Here is an 18596-nt window from a genome sequence, read left to right as displayed (position 1 = left end):
TTGTAATGTTGAAAGTTTCGGATCGTATTGCAGGAATGGAAGTATCTCCAACTCTTGCTATGTCTCAAAAAAGTAGAGAAATGAAAGCTCAGGGGATTGATGTTATCAATCTGAGCGTAGGTGAACCAGATTTTAATACTCCTGACCACATTAAAAAAGCAGCACAAAAGGCCATTGATGACAATTATTCTCATTATTCGCCTGTTCCTGGTTATATAGAATTGCGTCAGGCAGTGGTGAATAAGCTGAAACGTGAAAATAATCTGGAATACACAGTTGATCAAATCGTTGTTTCGAATGGAGCCAAGCAATCCATTACCAATGTTATTTTAAGTCTCATTAATCCGGGCGACGAAGTAATTATTCCTTCTCCTTACTGGGTTAGTTACAGCGAGATTGTAAAATTGGCCGGTGGAATTAATGTGTTTGTATATGCACCAATCGAGCAGGATTTTAAAATTACTCCTGAGCAATTGGAAGCTGCTATCACTCCAAAAACCAAAGCCTTTTTGTTCAGTTCTCCAAGCAACCCTACTGGAAGTTTGTATTCCAAAGAGGAGCTAAGAGCTTTGGCTGACGTTTTCGTTAAATATCCAGATATTACTATCCTTTCGGATGAAATATATGAGCACATCAACTACGTTGGAGCTCACGAAAGTATTGCTCAGTTTAAAGATATTTTTGATCGTGTTGTTGTAATTAATGGCGTATCAAAAGGTTATGCCATGACGGGTTGGAGAATTGGTTACATTGCTGCTCCACTGTGGATAGCTAAAGCTTGTAACAAGTTACAGGGACAAATGACATCTGGAGCTTCTTCTATAGCTCAAATAGCTTCTGTTGCTGCTTTGGAGGGAGATCAGTCTACTACCATTGCCATGAGAGAAGCTTTTCGCAAAAGAAGAGATTTGGCATTGGCACAACTAAGAGAAGTACCTGGTTTCGAAACTCGTGAACCAAATGGTGCATTCTACTTATTTCCAAAAGTGTCTCAATTGTTTGGAAAGGCAAGTGGAACTTATACCATTAACAGCTCTACAGATTTAAGTTTGTATTTGTTGGAAGATGCTAATGTTGCAACTGTTACTGGTGAAGCATTTGGATCTCCTGAATGTTTGCGTTTATCTTATGCAACCAGCGAAGAACAAATGGCAGAAGCTATACGTAGAATTAAAGCATCGGTAGAGAAACTGAAGTAATCTATCAAATAATATATTGGAAAGGCCATCTCGTTTGTACGGGATGGCCTTTTATTTTTGTTGTCAATTGATGGATTGGGATAAGTGAAGTGATGGTTTTGTGTGTCTTATTGATGAACAGCATTCATTCTAATTAAGGACATCATGAAAATTTATATCTACTTAGCTTCCATCTTACCCTTTTTGTTGATTTCAAATAGTTCTTTCGCTCAATATACCTACCAAAAACCTGTCGAGAAATATTCTCCTGATGTCGATCATATCTCAAAATTTGAAGTTGGCTTTCATTATGGTCCGGCATGGACATTGGGAGGTGTAAAAGAGTTTGCAAAATCAGGCAGTGCTTTTAGTTTGGATTTAGGTGTGAATTCAGGCCATGTTTATGTTGGAACTGAATTTACGATTACCTCCTGGAAGGATTATTATGATACCGGTGGAGCAAATGAATTAAATTTTGAGCAGACCAATTTTTTATGGTTGGTGAACGCTAAATATTTGATTGGGGAAGGAAAAGTGCAAGCTTATTTCGGAATGGGAACGGATTTAATTAGTTTGGCTATAGCGATTATTGTTCCTGAAGATGACGATGATTGCTATTATTCCGATTGTTACGATGACGATAGGATACTGAATTACAATGCATGGTTTGTTCCTTCATTTGGAATACGTTGGAAAATGGGGCCAAAAGTTAGTGGTGATATTGGTTTTAGTGCAAATTTTTCGGATAATTATGATTCCCTTCGACTGCAGGTGGGGATTGTTTTTTAGGGCACAAAAAAAACTCCACCAAGAGTGGAGGAGTTCATTATATCGAGTAATGATTTTCTATTTGTAAAGTTCTTTTAAACGGCTTGCCATTCCTTCAGCTAAAGCTTCGCAAGCATCGAAATCCGCTGAGTTTGGAGCACAAAGAGCTTCCGGTGTTGCTTCAATAGTTTCCCATTTAATTTCTTCGGCAAATTTATTCAAGCGTTTCAATCCGCCACCGCCCCAGGATTTGGAACCGAATACGCCTAAAACGTGATCTTTAATGGCCATGTGCTCCAATTCATTAATCAAAGTTTCCATGGTTGGGAAAACATCACCGTTATATGCACAGCTACCTAAAATTACACCGCGGTATTTAAAAATATCGTTGATGATATAGGATGGATGTGTTTTTGAAGAATCGTGAATACGAACTTTCTTAATTCCTTTTTTAACCAACTGACGAGCAATGTTATCAGCCATTTTCTCTGTGTTTCCATACATCGAAGAATATACAATAACACAACCTTCATCGGTTTTGAATTGACTCCACTTGTCGTATTTTGCAATGATGTCGGCTACATGACTTCTCCAGATTGGGCCGTGAGTTGCACAAATCATTTTGATCTCCAAGCCCGCTAATTTTTTCAAGGCATTTTGAGTAGGACGACCGTATTTTCCAACAATGTTAGAATAGTAACGGCTGATTTCTTCGTCAAGGTAGTCCAAATCTAATTCATCGTCGAAAATTCCACCATCCAAGGTTCCGAAGGCACCAAATGCATCTCCTGAGAATAAAATTCCTTGAGTAGTTTCAAATGTAACCATGGTTTCTGGCCAGTGCAACATAGGCACCATATAGAAATTCAATTTGTGTTTTCCCAAATCGATTAAATCACCTTCTTTCACTTCAAGAAGATTTTCTTTGATTCCATAGAAACGCTCCAACATAGGAAAAGTCTTCTTGTTTCCTACAATTTTCATGTCAGGATATCGCTCAACCAAAGAACGAATAGATCCTGAATGGTCAGGTTCCATATGATTGATGACCAGGTAATCTGCTTTACGACCGTCTAGTACTTCGGTGATGTTATCCAAATACTCATCCATAGTACCTTTTTCAACAGTATCTACAATGGCTATTTTTTCATCAAGGATAACATAGGAGTTGTAAGCAACACCTTTTGGCAGTGGCCAGTAGTTTTCAAATAAGGTGGTTCTTCGGTCATTTGTTCCTACCCAGAAAATTTTGTCAGTAATGTTGTTTCTATTGTGCATTCTTTATGATTTTGTCGATTTTGCATATTCAGACCTTTCTATCTCATTGTTGCAACTACTTTTGGGTTGAATATGAGTTTAAGATCTTATGTGCTCTGATTAATAACAAGAAATTGGAACACTTTGTTTACAGCCCACAAAATTAAGAATATTTTTATTTTCGAAATGCTTCTACAACATCTTCTTTAAAAAATCTTGCCTATTGCTGCAAAAGTCTGATGAGTTGTTGTTTATTTAGGATTTTTATTTCCCTTCTGTTGATTTCAATTAAGCCTTCCTGTTCCATTTCTTTTAAGCTTCGGGCAAAAGAGGGGCGAGTAACGCCAAAAAACTGAGCCATTTCTGCTTGAGATTTTGGCAAGGTAATTTCAGTTTTATCGGGAGCCGATAGTTTTAAAAGATAATTGGCCAACTTTCCCTTTATCGTTTTAAAGTTTAAGAACATTAGTTTGTTGGCTAAAAACTGACTTCTGTTTGATATGGAATTCAGGTAATTGGTAAGGAATACCTTGTTTTTTTGAAAGAGTTCGATCACCGAATTTTTCGTCAGATAAAAGACTTCCACTTCATCATTTGCCGTAACATTTACCGGAAATTGATTTCTCTGTCCGAATAAAAATGCGGAAGCAATAGGATAGGGAGCCATAATGTCTTCAATTTTAATACTTTTTCCTGATGGATCGAGCATTTCACCTTTCACACTGCCTTTTAAAACAATCATCAGATTTTCGCACTTATCCTCTCGAAAAGCAAGCATGTCACCTTTCGAAAACTTTTTAATCTGATACTGTGAGTCGATCAGTAAATTTTCCATTTCGTCGGGAGAAATTCCTCTGAAGACAGGTGATTGTGATAGTTGTTGAAATAGCATTTATCTAATGTTCGGTTAATATTTCTCCAATATTAGAAGTTTCTTGGCAGTTTCCAAAGAATAGGGGATGAATTTGTCTTAAATTCCCGGCATCGTATTAATTATTCTACTTTTAAAATCGTTTTTAGACTAATTTAAGAAGATTTCTTTTGAAACTTATTACTGAAATAGTAGTTAGAACGGCACCAATTCCCAGTAGGACTAGCATTTTTGGATAAATTTCAGATAAAGGAAGTTGTCTCCAGAAAATATCGAAAAAACCTTCCATAGCCCAATAGTTAACAGAAATAACGGCTAGTTTGTGCATAATTTCCGGCATGAAAATAAGTGGCATCATACTGCCCCCAAGAGCCGAAATAACAAGTATTACTAATGTCGACAAACTCTCAACCTGTTTTCTGCTCTTACAAATGGAAGCCATAAAAATTCCAAAGCTGGAACAGGCAATTGCTGCTGCAAGAATCATAAGAATTAAAGCTGGTAGGTTAATAAAGATATCTAATCCTAATGCAAGCCAGGAATACAAGAACATGACTGTGAGTTGCAATACTGCCATAAAAAGTGTTGAGAGCATTTTGCCGTAAAGGATACTTGATGGAGAGATAGGAGATACCAATAAACGGCGAAATGTTCCATCTTCTTTTTCCTTTAGTAAAGAAGCACCACTGCTTGATACACTAAAAAGAAGCATCATGATTGCGATACCGGCAATAGCCTGCACCAATCCCAGATTGCCGTTTTTTTCTTCACCAACAAGCGCAGTCATGGGTAGGTTCGAGTTTTCTTCCATTTCTTTTGAATCATCAGATTGTTCAAAATCACTAAACTGATCCTCAACCTGTGCCTGAATATCCAGGAGTTCCGCATCTGCCAGATTCGGATTTTTTTCTCTGATCCAGGTGTTGACTTTTCCTTTGATTCCTTTTTTCATTGTGATACCAAATAAATTAGACCACAATGCCTGTTGCAGTAAACCCATTTCAATTTCCTTGGCTTCATCGTAAAATAATTCCATTGGGGCTTTGTTTCCTGCTTCCACAGAATCTTGAAATCCTTTATAAAGAACCAATACTGCTGAGTTTTTCCCTTTTTTTATAAGGTCGGCAGCTTCGTCATAACTTTTGGTGAAAAGTTGCATTCCATCCTGATCGTTCAAGGTTTTAAATACTTCTTTAGATAGTTCAGTATTGTCCTGATCAGTAAATAGAAGTGAGATGGGGCGAGCTTCCTTAGGTTTGCCGATTCCCCCGTACATCAAGGCGAAAATTGTTATTAATACCATGGGTAGAAGCAGTGACAATAAAACTGCGGTACGGTCTTTTAAATATTGACGAATGTCTTTTAAGGCTATTGTGAACATGCTATTTTGGGTTTATGATCGAATGATAGATTGAAAAATTAAAAAGGCTTGAGGAACGTTTAATCCCGTAAGGATTTACCCGTTAATTCAAGAAATACACTCTCAAGACTCAAACTTTTTACATCAAGCCTCTCCAAATGTAAATTTGCATGGGTACACATTTGAATTAGGCTTGGTAAATCGGTATTGGCCTGCGAAGTTGACAGCACCATTTGATTTTCCTGAATTAAAAGTTGGCCATTAAAATGATTGGAGATATTTGATAGGTCTGTTTTAAGCGTATTCGTAAACTTTACATGAATTTCTTCTTTGATTTTTGATGATTTTTTAAGCTCTTCGAGACTGCCTTCTGCAATAATTTTACCTTCATCAATAATACCAATTCTGTCGCAAAGACGCTCTGCTTCTTCCATGTAATGGGTGGTGTAAATCATTGTCAGACCACGTGAATGTAATTCTTGTATGACTTCGAAAATAAGATTTCTACTTTGCGGATCGATGCCTACGGTTGGCTCATCCATAAAAACGATCGTGGGATCGTGAAGAAGGGCGGCTGCAATATTAATCCTTCTTTTCATTCCACCCGAATAGGTTTTAATTTTGTGATTTTTCCGATCCGATAAGCCTAAGAATTCCAGGAGTTCTTCTATTTTTGATTGCTGTTTTTTGCCTTTTATGCCGTACAAAGTTCCCCAGAATTTTAAATTCTCAATGGCTGTTAGGTCTTCATAGAGAGCAATTTCCTGCGGAACAACGCCAATCATTCTTTTAGATTCGCTAAGGTTTTGGTAAAGAGATTTGCCCTGATAAAGAATTTCTCCGCTATCTGGTTTAAGCAGCGAACTTAAAATGTTTATTGTTGTGGTTTTGCCTGCACCGTTTGGTCCTAATAGGCCGTACAATTCGCCTTCCTTTATGGAGAGAGAAACATTGTTAAGAGCATTTACTTCGTTGTAGGATTTGGTTAGGTTGTTGGTAGTAAGCATGTTAAGAGGTGTTTAGTTTGTAACAGCTCTAAAAATACGCAATTTATATGACAAACAGAAGCTTGGTTTTATTGTAAGTTATCGGAGAAGAGCTACATTCCCTTTTTTCATGATTGTTTTACCATCCAAAAAGGTTACCTCAAGAACATAAACATAAACATCGATGTCTTGCAGTTGCCCCTTAGAAAAGCCATCCCATCCAGTATTCATATTATTCGTTTCAAAAAGTTTGTGACCTAATCTGTTGTAAATAATTAAGCTTATTTCTTTTACATCATCACCTCTAATAAATAATTTATCGTTATGACCATCTCCATTGGGGGAGAAAGCCTTAGGTAAACCAACATATGGATAGTTCTCCATAAAGCCTACATCTATTGTATCGCTTGCCGTACAATTGGAATCAGTGGTAACTTTCACCCAATATTTACCTTCTGTTTGAACAGTTATTTTTTGAGTAATATCACCTGTCACCCATTTGTAAAAGCAGTTTGGGGTTCCGGCATCCAATACAATTATTTTATTTGCGTAGCTCTCTAAGTCCTGTCCTAAATCGACCTCAGGAGTGGGCAATATATTAATCTCCAGACAATCCGATTCAGTATTTCCATTTGCATCTGTTACCTCCAGACAATAATGACCATTGTCGCTTAAGTATACTTCTGAGGTTTTTTTCCCAAGACCGAGCCAGTTGTATTGCAGTGGATAAGATGGATTTCCTTCAATAATTGGAATAACACGAAGCGAATCACCAGAACAAATTGAGTGATCTTCACCCACAAATACACCGAATTTTTCACCTTTTCGGTGATGAACATATAGGGTGTCTTTATTTGTACAATTGTTTTCATCCGATACTTCAACAACAAATACACCGCCGCTATTTACAGTTATGCTTTGGGTACTTTCGCCTGTATTCCAAATAAATTGAGCATTTTCATTGCCAGCATCTAAAATTGCGGTTTCTCCATCCCATAAAGTAATATCTGTTCCCAAAACAATAATTGGGTTCGGATGATAGATTACTTTTGTATAGGCAGTTTTTTGAAAACCATCCGGATCGGTAATTTTAACCCAATAATCTCCAGCTTGATCTATGGTAATTGATGGATCGGAAGAGCCATTATTCCATAAAAACCGGTATGTCTGATCTATTGATAAACTAGGCTCTAAAATCATTTTTTGAATTCCGCACATTTGAACTATTTCCGGAAGGTTTATTTCAAAAAGTTCAGATTTCATTTTTGCTGAAATTGATTTTGTTGAAGAGCAACCATTTTTCGATTTTACTGTAACAGAATATGTGCCTGACTCCGAAATGTTGAGTTCTGAATCCGTAGAGCCATCTGACCATAAATAAGTAAACCCCTTTTCGAAAATATCAATGATAGGATTCTCGTCATCCAAAACCACATGATCTTCGATGTTTATAGTAGGGGATTCCTGAGTGATCACTTCCACCTTCGATTTTACAATTTGATTGTCTTTTAAATCGGTTACAGTCAGGTTATAGGTTCCTTCTTTGTCTGCGTGAATATTTTTTGTTGTTTCTCCGGTATTCCATAAATAGGAATAATCAGATAGTAAATCAATAATTGGCGATAGTTCAAGACTTTCTCCCTCACATAGAGTGTTATTTTCATCGAAAGTAACATGAAAACTTTTTACTACTTCCAGACCAGCAAAAATGGTGTCACTATTACAGCCAAATGCATCTGTCTCTATCAATTTAAAATAGTTTACTTCTTCATAGTTTGGCCACTTAATTTTCAATTTAATTTCTTGTATGTTGTGTTCTATTTCACTTTTATTTTCGAGCAAAGTCGCCCCCTCTGGTACCCATACGGAGTAGCTTGAATTTTTACCAACCTTAGCAGAATAATTTTGTGACGTATTTATTTTTGCCTTTGGGTAATAATCCTCAATTTCAGGATCTGCCAATGGCATAACTTGAATCGTTGCAGATTTGTATTCTTCTGGAATAACAAGAGGCGATAAATCCTCCAGCCATGCTTCCTTTAATTCTATGGTATAGTTTTTTATGTGCCCCGAAGTATTCTTAAAGAACAAGGACATATTGTATTCGGAAAAATTAATTCCTTCATTATCATTAAGAATCATTGCTGGACTGTTGTTTACAGAAAAGCTCACATACCATTTTTTATCTTTTGGTCCTTCAAGCAGAAGTTGTATCTCCTGCATTGGCAGTACAGTGCCGTTTGTTGCTGAGCAATACATTATCTGATAATCGGAATTGATACGAACAGTATCGTTTTGTGAAAAGCCTGAAACCGTTGTGCACAGCAATAGAAAAACAAGATTTGTTTTTACTAACAGATGCTTTATTTTGGCTTTGTATCTGGTCATGATCTTCTTTTATTTAAAGTAATATGAATTAAAAAGAATCAATTTTGATTGATTTAAAGGTAGTGCATTTTTTTACGCGGCTAACTTTAATCATTAAAAGAATGTTTTTCGTCACGAATGAAAATCGTTTCGTCACATATTCTACGTGTTTTCATCATTTTTTGTTCATCATTCCTGCTTCTATTTTTTAGATGTGTAACATTGGTTACAGTTTTCTGAATCGATCAGTGATATATTTGTATCAGAAAATAATTAAAAACCTGTTTCAAAATGGAGAATCAATATTTTAAGACCTCAGATAGTTTGCTTGATATTTGTACTAAATATCCAGAAACAATTAAAATTTTTGTTTCAAATGGATTCAAGCAATTAGAGGATGAAGCGAAGAGAGCAGTCTTTGGTAAATCTCTTTCTTTGGAACTGGCTTTGAAGATGAAAAAATTAAATGTGGATACTTTTTCTACCTTATTAATTGAGGGAATTGATGGAAATAGAAATTCGGTGGATGGTGACTTGAATAAAAATAGCAAAGTACAAAAATCTGATTCTATTCATGTGCAAGGCTTGTTGCCTTGTCCGGTTCGTATTCCTTTAGTGGAAGGGATTGATGCATTTATTGAAGAATACGAAAAGAATCATGAAAATGAGATTGTTTATGATTTGAAGGCTGCTTCGATGGGATTGGATTGGTTAATCGATGATGTGATTAATCAGGAAAATACCGATAATTTAGCAGATGTATTTATTTCAGCGGGTTTCGATTTATTCTTCGATGATAAATTGATGGGGAAATTTAAAAAGCAGGGTGTTTTTAAAGACAGTACTGGTTTTAAGCGTTTGAACAAAGATTTTGACAACGATGAGATTTGTTTGAAAGATCCGCAAGGACATTATTCAATGATTGGAGTAGTACCTGCAGTTTTTCTTGTAAATACTACTGAATTGGGCGATCGTCCGATACCACGCACATGGGCAGATATTTTTAAACCAGAATTTAAGCGCAGTGTAAGTTTGCCAATTAGCGATTTCGATTTATTCAATTCGATGTTATTGCACATTTATAAGGCATACGGAGAAGAGGGAGTAAGAGGTTTGGGCGCTTGCTTGTTAGAAAGTATGCATCCCGCTCAAATGGTGAAGTCTCATACCAAAAAAAGCGTACGACCTGCAATTACAATCATGCCTTATTTCTTTACTAAAATGGTTAAAGTAGGCGGTCCAATGGTTGCTGTTTGGCCGGAAGATGGTGCTATTATCAGCCCTATTTTCATGTTAACCAAGAAGGATCAAATAGAAAAAACGCAACCTGTTATTGATTTCTTCGCTTCGAAAGCAGTAGGAGAGATTCTATCGCATCAAGGATTGTTTCCAAGTATCAACCCTGAGGTTGATAACCGATTGCCTGAAGAGAATAAATTTATGTGGTTGGGTTGGGATTACATCAATAGTAACGATATTGGTAGTTTGATAAAGAAATGTGAGGGGATTTTTAATAAATCCATACAGGATGAATCGTTTGCAAATTTGGGACCGTTGAATTATACGCCTCAGAAGTAGTATTGTTAAAATTACAGATTTAAAAATAACCAGATATGAACTTAGTTACAGTTTCAGGACCTCCATCATCAGGAAAAACAGCAGTGATTTTAAAGACCATCGATTCGTTGCAAAAGCGGGGATTAGAAGTTGGTGTGGTGAAATTTGACTGCCTTTATACCGATGATGATATTTTGTATGAAAAGGCAGGAGTGAAGGTAAAGAAGGGATTGTCCGGTTCACTTTGTCCCGATCATTATTTTGTAAGTAATATTGAAGAGGTAACTCAGTGGGGAATTAAGGAAGGATTAGATTTATTAATCACGGAAAGTGCTGGTTTGTGTAACCGTTGCTCTCCATATGTAAAAAGTATTACCGCTGTTTGTGTTATCGATAATTTGAGTGGAATTAATACGCCAAAGAAAATTGGGCCGATGTTAAAGAGTGCCGATATCGTGATTATCACAAAGGGTGATATTGTATCGCAAGCGGAAAGAGAAGTGTTTGCATCAAGAGTAAATCAAGTTAATCCAGGAGCAAGCATTATGCATATAAACGGATTAACCGGACAGGGCGCGTACGAGTTAAGTACTTTGCTTTACGATGAAAAAGTTGAAATAAAGACTTTAGTGGGTGAAAAATTGAGATTTTCAATGCCATCGGCTTTGTGTTCCTACTGTTTGGGCGAAACGCGAATTGGAGAAAGCTACCAAATGGGTAATGTTCGCAAAATTGATATGAGCGACAAGAAGGAGGAAAAGTAACAGGGAGAAAGTCCCAAGTGGCAAAAAACTATCAGAGTGCAGAGCTACTGACAGAGTCAATTGTAAAATTAATGATTTTGCCACCTGCTTTATCTGGTGCTGATTAATAAGCTAAAACAAACACAACATGATCACAGTTCAAGATATACAACAACAATCAATCGCCGAATTATTCGAGCAATATCCTTTTCTTCCCGGTTTTTTTGAGGAGAATACATTGAAGGTCAATGGCCAGATTGATGATAAATTAATCGATTATCTGAAGTTTTTAGATGATGAGGAGGTGGCAGAAGATAGAGCCATTGATAAAGATCAGCTATTGGCTTCGATGACAACATACATTACTCAGATGTTGGAGTTCTTAGGTGAAGATGAGGATGATGGAGTTCATAGTATTAGCATTCTTCCCGGAACCAATAAATCTGGCGAGGCTGAGCAGTTTGGTGAATTAAAAATCAGCAAAAGCGAGATTGTTTGTATTGTTGGACCTACCGGATCGGGTAAAAGTAGATTGCTGGCCGATATCGAATGGGTGGCCCAAAATGACACTCCAACTTCACGTACCATTTTGGTGAATGAACAAATAGGAGACAAAAAATGGCGGGTAAGTTCAGGACATAAATTGGTTGCACAGCTATCGCAGAATATGAACTTTGTAATGGATCTTTCTGTTTATGAGTTTTTGGAATTACATGCGCAAAGTAGACTGGTTGAAGATATTGAAGGTGTTATTGCTAAGATAATTGAACAAGCCAATAAGCTTGCCGGAGAAAAGTTTGAGTTGACGACTCCTATTACAAGTTTGAGTGGCGGACAATCGAGAGCATTAATGATTGCGGATACTGCTATTTTAAGCAAGTCGCCGATTATTTTGATTGATGAAATTGAAAATGCAGGTATCGATCGTAAAAAAGCACTTGACTTGTTGATTGGTGAAGAAAAGATTGTTTTGATGGCAACTCACGATCCTATGTTGGCGTTAATGGGCGATAAGCGAATCGTAATAAAGAATGGTGGAATTCATAAAGTGATTGAAACCAGCGATGAAGAGAGAAATTTATTGGTTGATTTGGAACGTATGGATTCTGTGGTACAAAACATGAGAACAAGACTTCGTAACGGCGAAATCATCAAAAAAGAAGACATTGGGTTTTAATTAAGAATAATGAATTATTAATTAAAAATAGCATGGCATTTGCTTCTTATTTAAGAAACAGATGATAGTATAAGAGTTCTCCCTTTTTGAGGGGAGATGGCGATAGCCAGAGGGGTGTTTTTATTAGAAATTAATGCAAATTATAAAATAGGATATTGAAACTGGGGAATTCATTTCTACAATCTCATATCTGTAAAAACAGGAGGATAAAATTATGCATGACGGATGCGCAGGAAGTTTCGAGAACGGACAACAAGTAGTTGACAAAGTAAGAATGATGGGTTTTTCAGAGCAATTAATGCCAATGCCTTTGGATATTGAATGCCATGGTTGCAAAGAAACCTTCTTGATGGAAGAGTTTGAAGGACATTGTCCTAAATGTGATATGGTGCACGGTGTTACACCTTGCCATGCTTTTGATCCTAATAACATTATGGCTGCAGGAGTAGGATATTAATTTGATTGGTAGGGACACAATATGTTGTGTTGTTATGGTGAAATATTAGATATTAATCCCAATGGAACGAATTGTTTTGTTGGGATTTTTTGTGCGCTATTATTAGTAAATTGATCCTGATTTATAAATAGAATATACAATGAATTTAAATTTAGTTGATCAATTAACCCTTCTCGCATTAGATGATGAAAAAGGGAGCTTTATTGCAGATTCCTTTTCTTTCGAATATGGATTGGCAGGAGCTATTATTTTGGAGCTTTCGTTGCAAAATAAGATTGAGATTAAGGAGAAGAAAATAGAGGTACATACACATAAGACTTGTGGAGATATTTTGCTTGATCATTTTATGGCTGAGATACGAAACTCAAAAAAGAAAAGAGACTTACAGTCTTGGGTTGAGATAATCGGAAACAAGATTTCATACATCACAGAGGAAACAGTAAAAAAGCTGATTGGTGATGGTATTCTAAGCAAAAAAGAAGAAAAGATACTTTGGGTATTTTCCAATGATAAGTATCCAACCATAAATGCAAAACCCGAAAACGAACTAAGAAAACGACTGAATGATATCCTTTTAAATGATCGTAATCTTGACTTGAAGGAAAGTATGTTGATTAGCTTAATTGATATGTGTTCTTTAAATAAGGAGGTTTATGGCAAGGAAAGAGCCAAGCAATACAAAAAGAAGATTAAGACAATTATTGAAAATGCTAAATTAAGTTCTGAGGTAGGGAGAGCAGTTCAAGAAATTCACGATGCCTTACTGTTTGTAATTGTTTTAATGATCACGGCTTCTACTGCAACTACAACAGCAATTGCTACTAGTTAATCATATTTAGATTTTATTATTGTTAACACCCTGAGTTTTTATCAGAAATTTAAGGTTTAACTTTTCTGGTGCGCTTCCTCAATTTGGTAATTTTATCGGCATAGTAATCTCTCAACTCTTCAACAAAAAGGAGAGGATCAGGATATTCAGTGAGTACTTTATAGGTATGTCTGTTTTTGGCTGTAAACAACAATTCTTCCAGCTGTTCTTTCTCTTTTTTCAGATATAAATCTTGAGGAATCATTTTTCTTGCCTCCGGATAAATATCAATTATCTGATTCAGTGCATTGCCACTAAATATATGTGTATGGTACAACTGCAGCTCCTGTAGGTTGCCAGCTTTGTAAATGTCAACCAGCTTACTGGTTACTTCTGTTGCCAGATCAATTTTCTCTTCGTTCATCGAAAATTTATCGGGATGAACATGAAGCATGGCTTCCCGATACAATCGCTTTTTTTCTTTTTGTTCCTCTGTACTCGAAGGGGTGATTTTTGCTTTGATAATCGGTTTAATTCCAATCGGTTCTTTGTAATTCTTACCTCGCTTTTTTTGTTCCAGTCTTTTTTCCTTCTTGGCTTGCTGTCGTTTTTTGTAGAGAATACGTAGTTCTTGTTCTTCAATTAATTCTTCAGCCAAACTGGTGCGAACTAGGGATTCAAAAGCATTTGTTTTTTGCTCGATGACTTCCAACTCTTTTTGCAAAGCTTCAATCTGTTCTTTTAGGAAGAGCTGTTCGCTGGCATTCGAAATAGGTTGTTTCTTCTCAAGCATAGGGCAAATTTATAATGCTGCAAAGTAGATGATTTTTTATTAAAAACCTCATTCCATTCTTCTCCTGAAAGAGAAGCGAACACCTCTTCAAATTAGAGCAAATAAAAACTCTTCTTCGCCTTTAGGAGAAGGGGCTGGGGGATGTGGTATTTTTACTCCAAAACAACACTAACATAAGCTTTGTTCTAAACCTTTTTTTATTCAAGCACAAAACAATTTCCCCTGTCTTTCATCCTTTGAAAAATTAACTTCAACATGAAGAAACGACTTATCATACTATCAAGTATAAAAGACAAATTGAATTGTAAGTTTTATCCGTGTAAACAAGATATTTTCTTATTTTTATATACTTATTTAGCCCACCAGCCAAATAGTATTAACCAAAGTGAATGAAAGTAATGTTAAAAACAATTCGATTTACCCTATTAATTGCCTCTTGTCTTGTGATTAGTGAATCTGGCTTTGCTCAGACCCATAAAGTGCCAAGTTTAAAGGGCAAAAATGTACTGATTGTATATGGCGGATGGAAAGGTCACAATCCACAGGCATTTGTTGAAAGAATTACACCATGGCTAAAGAGTGAAGGAGCCATTATCACCACATCCGAAAGTTTAGATTCCTATACCGATGAGAAATTGATGGCAGAAACCGACTTGGTAATTCAATCGTGGACCATGGGAAAGATTAGCAAGGAACAAGTAAAAGGATTGCTGAAAGCAGTGAAGAACGGAACAGGTTTGGCTGGCTGTCATGGTGGTATTGGTGATTCGTTTCGCGATCAGTCGGAGTATTTGTTCATGGTGGGCGGACAATGGGCTGCGCATCCTGGCGGTAAAATTAATTACGAAGTCAATATTTGTGATACCGAAGATCCTATTACAGAAGGATTGAGTGATTTTAAGGTTGATAATACGGAACAATATTACATGTTGGTAGACCCAAATTCGAAGGTGCTGGCAACAACAACATTTAGTGGGGAGCATGATTCATGGATAGAAGGTGCTGTGATACCGGTTGTTTGGAAAAAGTATTACGGAAAAGGTCGTGTATACAACTTATCAATTGGTCATGAACCTAAAGATTTTGATAATCCTTCGGTATGGACTCTGTTGAAAAGAGGATTTGCTTGGGCTGCCGAAAGTAAATATCAAGCCAAAGAGAATTTAATTTCGCCAGTTTACAAGTCCAAAGATTAACCGAAATAAGTTAATCAGAAAAAAACAGCTCATTCTTACTATTTAGGAAATGATGAAAAAAATATACCTCGCATTTGTATTGTTGACAATTGCCTTAACAATAAATGCACAGAATTTAAAGGATTATAGTTGGGAGATCATAGAAACGAGTGGTGATGTTGTAGGACGTCATGAGAATGCTTTCGTTGAATTTAACGATCAGTTTTATTTGATTGGTGGCAGAGGAATTAAGCCCGTGAATGTGTTTGATCCGGCAACGAATAGTTGGGAAACGAAAGGAAAAACACCAATAGAACTGCACCATTTTCAGGCAGTGGTGTACAAAGATGCAATTTATTTTGCTGGAGCTATGACTGGGCCTTATCCAAAGGAGACTCCTTGTGAATACATTTGGATCTATTATCCGAAGCAAGACAAATGGGAAAAAGGTGCTGAAATACCTCTTGAAATGAGAAGAGGTGGAGGAGGTGTCTTTATTCGCGATCATAAAATTTATAGGGTATGTGGAATTGAATACGGACATACGAGTGGCACAACAAACCTTTTTGATACCTACGATTTGGAAACTAAGAAATGGGAAAGCTTAACCAAAGCCCCACATGTTCGCGATCATTTTTCAGCCATTGTGGTAAACGACAAGTTGTATTGCATTGGCGGTAGAAATACCAGTGTGCATTACAAAGATAATTTTGGTGCCTTTTTTACGGCAACCATCCCTTTTGTTGATGAATATGATTTTAAATTGGGTAAATGGTTTACGCATAAAAACACACTTCCTGTCCCCACCGCAGCGGGTGGAATTGTCACCATAGACAACAAAATTATTTATATGGGAGGCGAAGGAATGAGCAAAAAAGCATACGCAGAAACTCAATGTCTTGATTTAGAAACAGGAGAATGGTCCTTACTAGCTCCCTTACAAATAGGCAGACACGGTAGTAATGCGATTTTTTATAAGAATAAAATCTATTTTGCCGCAGGTAGCCCAAAACAAGGGGGTGGAAATATGAATACCATCGAGGTTTTTTCAGCAAAACCGTAGAGACTCGACATGTCGTGCTGGTTCTATAAAAGCACGATTTTATGCCATAATTAGTAAAACCCCAATGAAGCAAATTGTTTCATTGGGGGTTTTTAATCTAATCCTTTTTGATAGCTATTGGGACTTCTTCTAAAATACAGATAGTAAATATCCATTTATTGTCCGCATAGAAAACTTTTAAATTGTTATTCGAAATATCTTTTGTCCTTTAGCCGGACGGGCTTTTCATTTTTGCTAGGATAAAAAACGAAACAAAAAATCATTGACAACGTCCTCAATCACCCTTTATTAGTTCGGTGGTTAAACAAAAAGAACTCGCTTTGCTCAAACAGCTTTTTGTTCTTAACACCCCCTTCACTTAACGGGTCCCGATCTCCAGACTTAATGTCAAAATTTCGTGATTATACTTTTAATTCTTTAATCATTACAGCGTCTTCAAGATGTGTATCAAGAATAGCTCCTGAAGGAGAAGAGAACACCTCTTCAAATTAGAGCAAATCAAAACTCTCCTTCGCCTTTAGGAGAAGGGGCTGGGGATGTGGTATTTTATATCAATTTTTCCTATCTTCCGCTACCGCAAAAATAAACTGCAACATGAAGAAACGACTTATCATTTTATCCGATTTGTGGGGCTTTGAAGAAGCTGAGTGGATGGATTGTTATCTAAAGATATTAAATCCACACTTCAAAATTGAATTCTTCGATTCCCGTAAATTGGTGGATCTTGATTTGTCGGATAATTCTGAAGGCAGGCTTCATGCGCGGTTTGTGAATGGAGGAATTGATAGGGGAGTGTACAAACTGGGATTGCAGGAGAAACAGACTGTTATTGTTCTTGCTTTTAGTGTAGGAGGAGTAATTGCCTGGAAAGCTGGGTTAAAAGGCCTTAGAATCTCCACCTTATATGCCATATCATCAACTCGATTAAGATATGAAAAGGAAAAGCCAGATTGTAAGTGTACCCTTTATTTCGGGGCCAACGATCGATACAAACCAGAGGTAGAATGGTTTCGGGATTTGGAGTTGGATCTTAATTTGATTGATGATCAGGAACATGAGCTGTATCAGGATGAGGAATTTGCGAAAAAGCTTTGTCAAAAGATAATTGAAGAACAAATTGAAGCTGATAAATAGATAATGATGAACAAGGAAAGTATAATTGCCCAAACAGTTGAATTTGTAAAACAAACACTTGCCGATGCCGAAGGAGGGCACGATTGGTGGCACATTTACCGGGTGTGGAAATCGGCTAAAGAATTGGCCCGAAGCGAGAAGGTAGATTTGTTTGTGGTAGAGCTGGGTGCCTTACTGCACGACATTGCAGATTCTAAATTTCACAATGGCGACGAGGAAATTGGTCCGCGTTTGGCCAGAGAATTTCTTTCTTCCCTTTCGGTGGATGAGGAAACTATTATTCATGTTGAGAACATCATTAATAACATCTCTTTTAAAGGAGGTAAAGAAACTCAAAAATTCAATTCACGAGAATTGGATGTGGTACAGGATGCCGACCGAATGGATGCTATTGGTGCCATTGGTATTGCCAGAACTTTTAACTATGGCGGACATAAAAACCGCGAAATATACAATCCAACCATCCCTCCAAATTTAAACATGAGCAAAGAGGAATACAAGAATAGTGATGCTCCAACCATCAATCATTTCTACGAAAAATTACTTTTGCTGAAAGATCGGATGAACACCAATGCAGGTAAAGCGATGGCCGAAAAACGTCATGCTTTTATGCAGGTGTATCTTAATGAATTTTATCAGGAGTGGGAAGGGAGATAAGGTTCAAGTTCCAAGGTTCAAGTATCAAGGATAAAGGTAAAAGGCAAAAATAAGCCTGTTGTAATAGTCCACCCATCTTGAGAGAATCCCGAAAGTTTTCGAGGACCCGACAGGGAGAGGGGTGTTATAATTGAAAAGTCGAATGGTTCAAAAATCTCTATTGGTGTATATGAGTGTTCTTAGTATGAATAATATACAAACTGAGAACAGCAGTAGATTCATTTAAAACATTAGGATGACTTTTT

Annotated in this window: 17 protein-coding genes; 11 read left to right on the top strand and 6 right to left on the bottom strand. The window is 36.8% G+C overall.

What is annotated here, in order from left to right; translation table 11 throughout:
* Positions 1–5: 5 nt before the first annotated feature.
* Positions 6–1199 carry a pyridoxal phosphate-dependent aminotransferase gene (locus tag ALGA_RS01845; protein ID WP_096427682.1) on the top strand — a complete coding sequence of 398 codons (1194 nt, stop codon included), beginning with the start codon at positions 6–8 and terminating at the stop codon, positions 1197–1199.
* A gap of 144 nt (positions 1200–1343) precedes the next feature.
* On the top strand, positions 1344–1967 hold the full coding sequence (locus ALGA_RS01840) for a hypothetical protein (protein WP_096427681.1): 624 nt from the start codon (positions 1344–1346) through the stop codon (positions 1965–1967).
* A gap of 57 nt (positions 1968–2024) precedes the next feature.
* Here the strand turns inward: ALGA_RS01840 and ALGA_RS01835 are convergent, their stop codons facing one another.
* From ALGA_RS01835 to ALGA_RS01815, 5 genes are all read right to left on the bottom strand, one after another.
* Positions 2025–3224 carry an FprA family A-type flavoprotein gene (locus tag ALGA_RS01835; protein WP_096427680.1) on the bottom strand — a complete coding sequence of 400 codons (1200 nt, stop codon included), beginning with the start codon at positions 3222–3224 and terminating at the stop codon, positions 2025–2027.
* A 199-nt stretch (positions 3225–3423) separates the two neighbouring features.
* Complete coding sequence (locus ALGA_RS01830; protein WP_096427679.1) at positions 3424–4095, bottom strand: Crp/Fnr family transcriptional regulator; 672 nt, start codon at positions 4093–4095, stop codon at positions 3424–3426.
* Between the two features lie 124 nt (positions 4096–4219).
* Positions 4220–5455: an ABC transporter permease gene (locus ALGA_RS01825; protein WP_096427678.1), complete on the bottom strand. Its 1236-nt coding sequence runs from the start codon at positions 5453–5455 to the stop codon at positions 4220–4222.
* A gap of 59 nt (positions 5456–5514) precedes the next feature.
* A complete protein-coding gene (locus tag ALGA_RS01820; protein WP_096427677.1) occupies positions 5515–6441 on the bottom strand; it encodes an ABC transporter ATP-binding protein in 927 nt (308 codons plus the stop codon).
* 78 nt (positions 6442–6519) lie between these two features.
* Positions 6520–8808, bottom strand: coding sequence for a gliding motility-associated C-terminal domain-containing protein (locus ALGA_RS01815; protein WP_096427676.1), 2289 nt, complete (start codon positions 8806–8808; stop codon positions 6520–6522).
* A gap of 270 nt (positions 8809–9078) precedes the next feature.
* On the opposite strand from ALGA_RS01815, the gene ALGA_RS01810 reads away from it, so the two are divergent.
* The 5 genes from ALGA_RS01810 to ALGA_RS01790 all read left to right on the top strand — a co-directional run bounded on the left by ALGA_RS01810 (position 9079) and on the right by ALGA_RS01790 (position 13550).
* Positions 9079–10365, top strand: a complete 1287-nt coding sequence (locus tag ALGA_RS01810; RefSeq protein ID WP_096427675.1) for an ABC transporter substrate-binding protein — start codon at positions 9079–9081, stop codon at positions 10363–10365.
* 35 nt (positions 10366–10400) lie between these two features.
* On the top strand, positions 10401–11108 hold the full coding sequence (locus tag ALGA_RS01805; protein WP_096427674.1) for a GTP-binding protein: 708 nt from the start codon (positions 10401–10403) through the stop codon (positions 11106–11108).
* Positions 11109–11235: 127 nt separating this feature from the next.
* Positions 11236–12264 carry an ATP-binding cassette domain-containing protein gene (locus ALGA_RS01800; RefSeq protein WP_096427673.1) on the top strand — a complete coding sequence of 343 codons (1029 nt, stop codon included), beginning with the start codon at positions 11236–11238 and terminating at the stop codon, positions 12262–12264.
* Between the two features lie 214 nt (positions 12265–12478).
* Positions 12479–12721 (top strand): hypothetical protein, encoded by a 243-nt coding sequence (locus ALGA_RS01795; RefSeq protein ID WP_096427672.1) that lies wholly within the window; start codon positions 12479–12481, stop codon positions 12719–12721.
* Positions 12722–12860: 139 nt separating this feature from the next.
* On the top strand, positions 12861–13550 hold the full coding sequence (locus ALGA_RS01790; RefSeq protein WP_096427671.1) for a GOLPH3/VPS74 family protein: 690 nt from the start codon (positions 12861–12863) through the stop codon (positions 13548–13550).
* Positions 13551–13599: 49 nt separating this feature from the next.
* Here the strand turns inward: ALGA_RS01790 and ALGA_RS01785 are convergent, their stop codons facing one another.
* On the bottom strand, positions 13600–14322 hold the full coding sequence (locus ALGA_RS01785; protein ID WP_096427670.1) for a DUF5320 domain-containing protein: 723 nt from the start codon (positions 14320–14322) through the stop codon (positions 13600–13602).
* A 389-nt stretch (positions 14323–14711) separates the two neighbouring features.
* On the opposite strand from ALGA_RS01785, the gene ALGA_RS01780 reads away from it, so the two are divergent.
* From ALGA_RS01780 to ALGA_RS01765, 4 genes are all read left to right on the top strand, one after another.
* Entirely contained in the window at positions 14712–15518 is an 807-nt protein-coding gene (locus ALGA_RS01780) for a ThuA domain-containing protein (RefSeq protein ID WP_096427669.1), read from the top strand.
* Between the two features lie 49 nt (positions 15519–15567).
* Positions 15568–16560, top strand: coding sequence for a Kelch repeat-containing protein (locus ALGA_RS01775; protein WP_096427668.1), 993 nt, complete (start codon positions 15568–15570; stop codon positions 16558–16560).
* A 594-nt stretch (positions 16561–17154) separates the two neighbouring features.
* Positions 17155–17694 carry an alpha/beta hydrolase gene (locus tag ALGA_RS01770; RefSeq protein WP_096427667.1) on the top strand — a complete coding sequence of 180 codons (540 nt, stop codon included), beginning with the start codon at positions 17155–17157 and terminating at the stop codon, positions 17692–17694.
* Between the two features lie 6 nt (positions 17695–17700).
* Positions 17701–18351 (top strand): HD domain-containing protein, encoded by a 651-nt coding sequence (locus ALGA_RS01765; RefSeq protein ID WP_096427666.1) that lies wholly within the window; start codon positions 17701–17703, stop codon positions 18349–18351.
* The last annotated feature ends 245 nt before the right edge of the window (positions 18352–18596 follow it).

Source organism: Labilibaculum antarcticum, assembly GCF_002356295.1.
In the GTDB taxonomy this organism is placed as follows: domain Bacteria; phylum Bacteroidota; class Bacteroidia; order Bacteroidales; family Marinifilaceae; genus Labilibaculum; species Labilibaculum antarcticum.
This window is presented reverse-complemented; position numbering and strand designations above follow the sequence as displayed.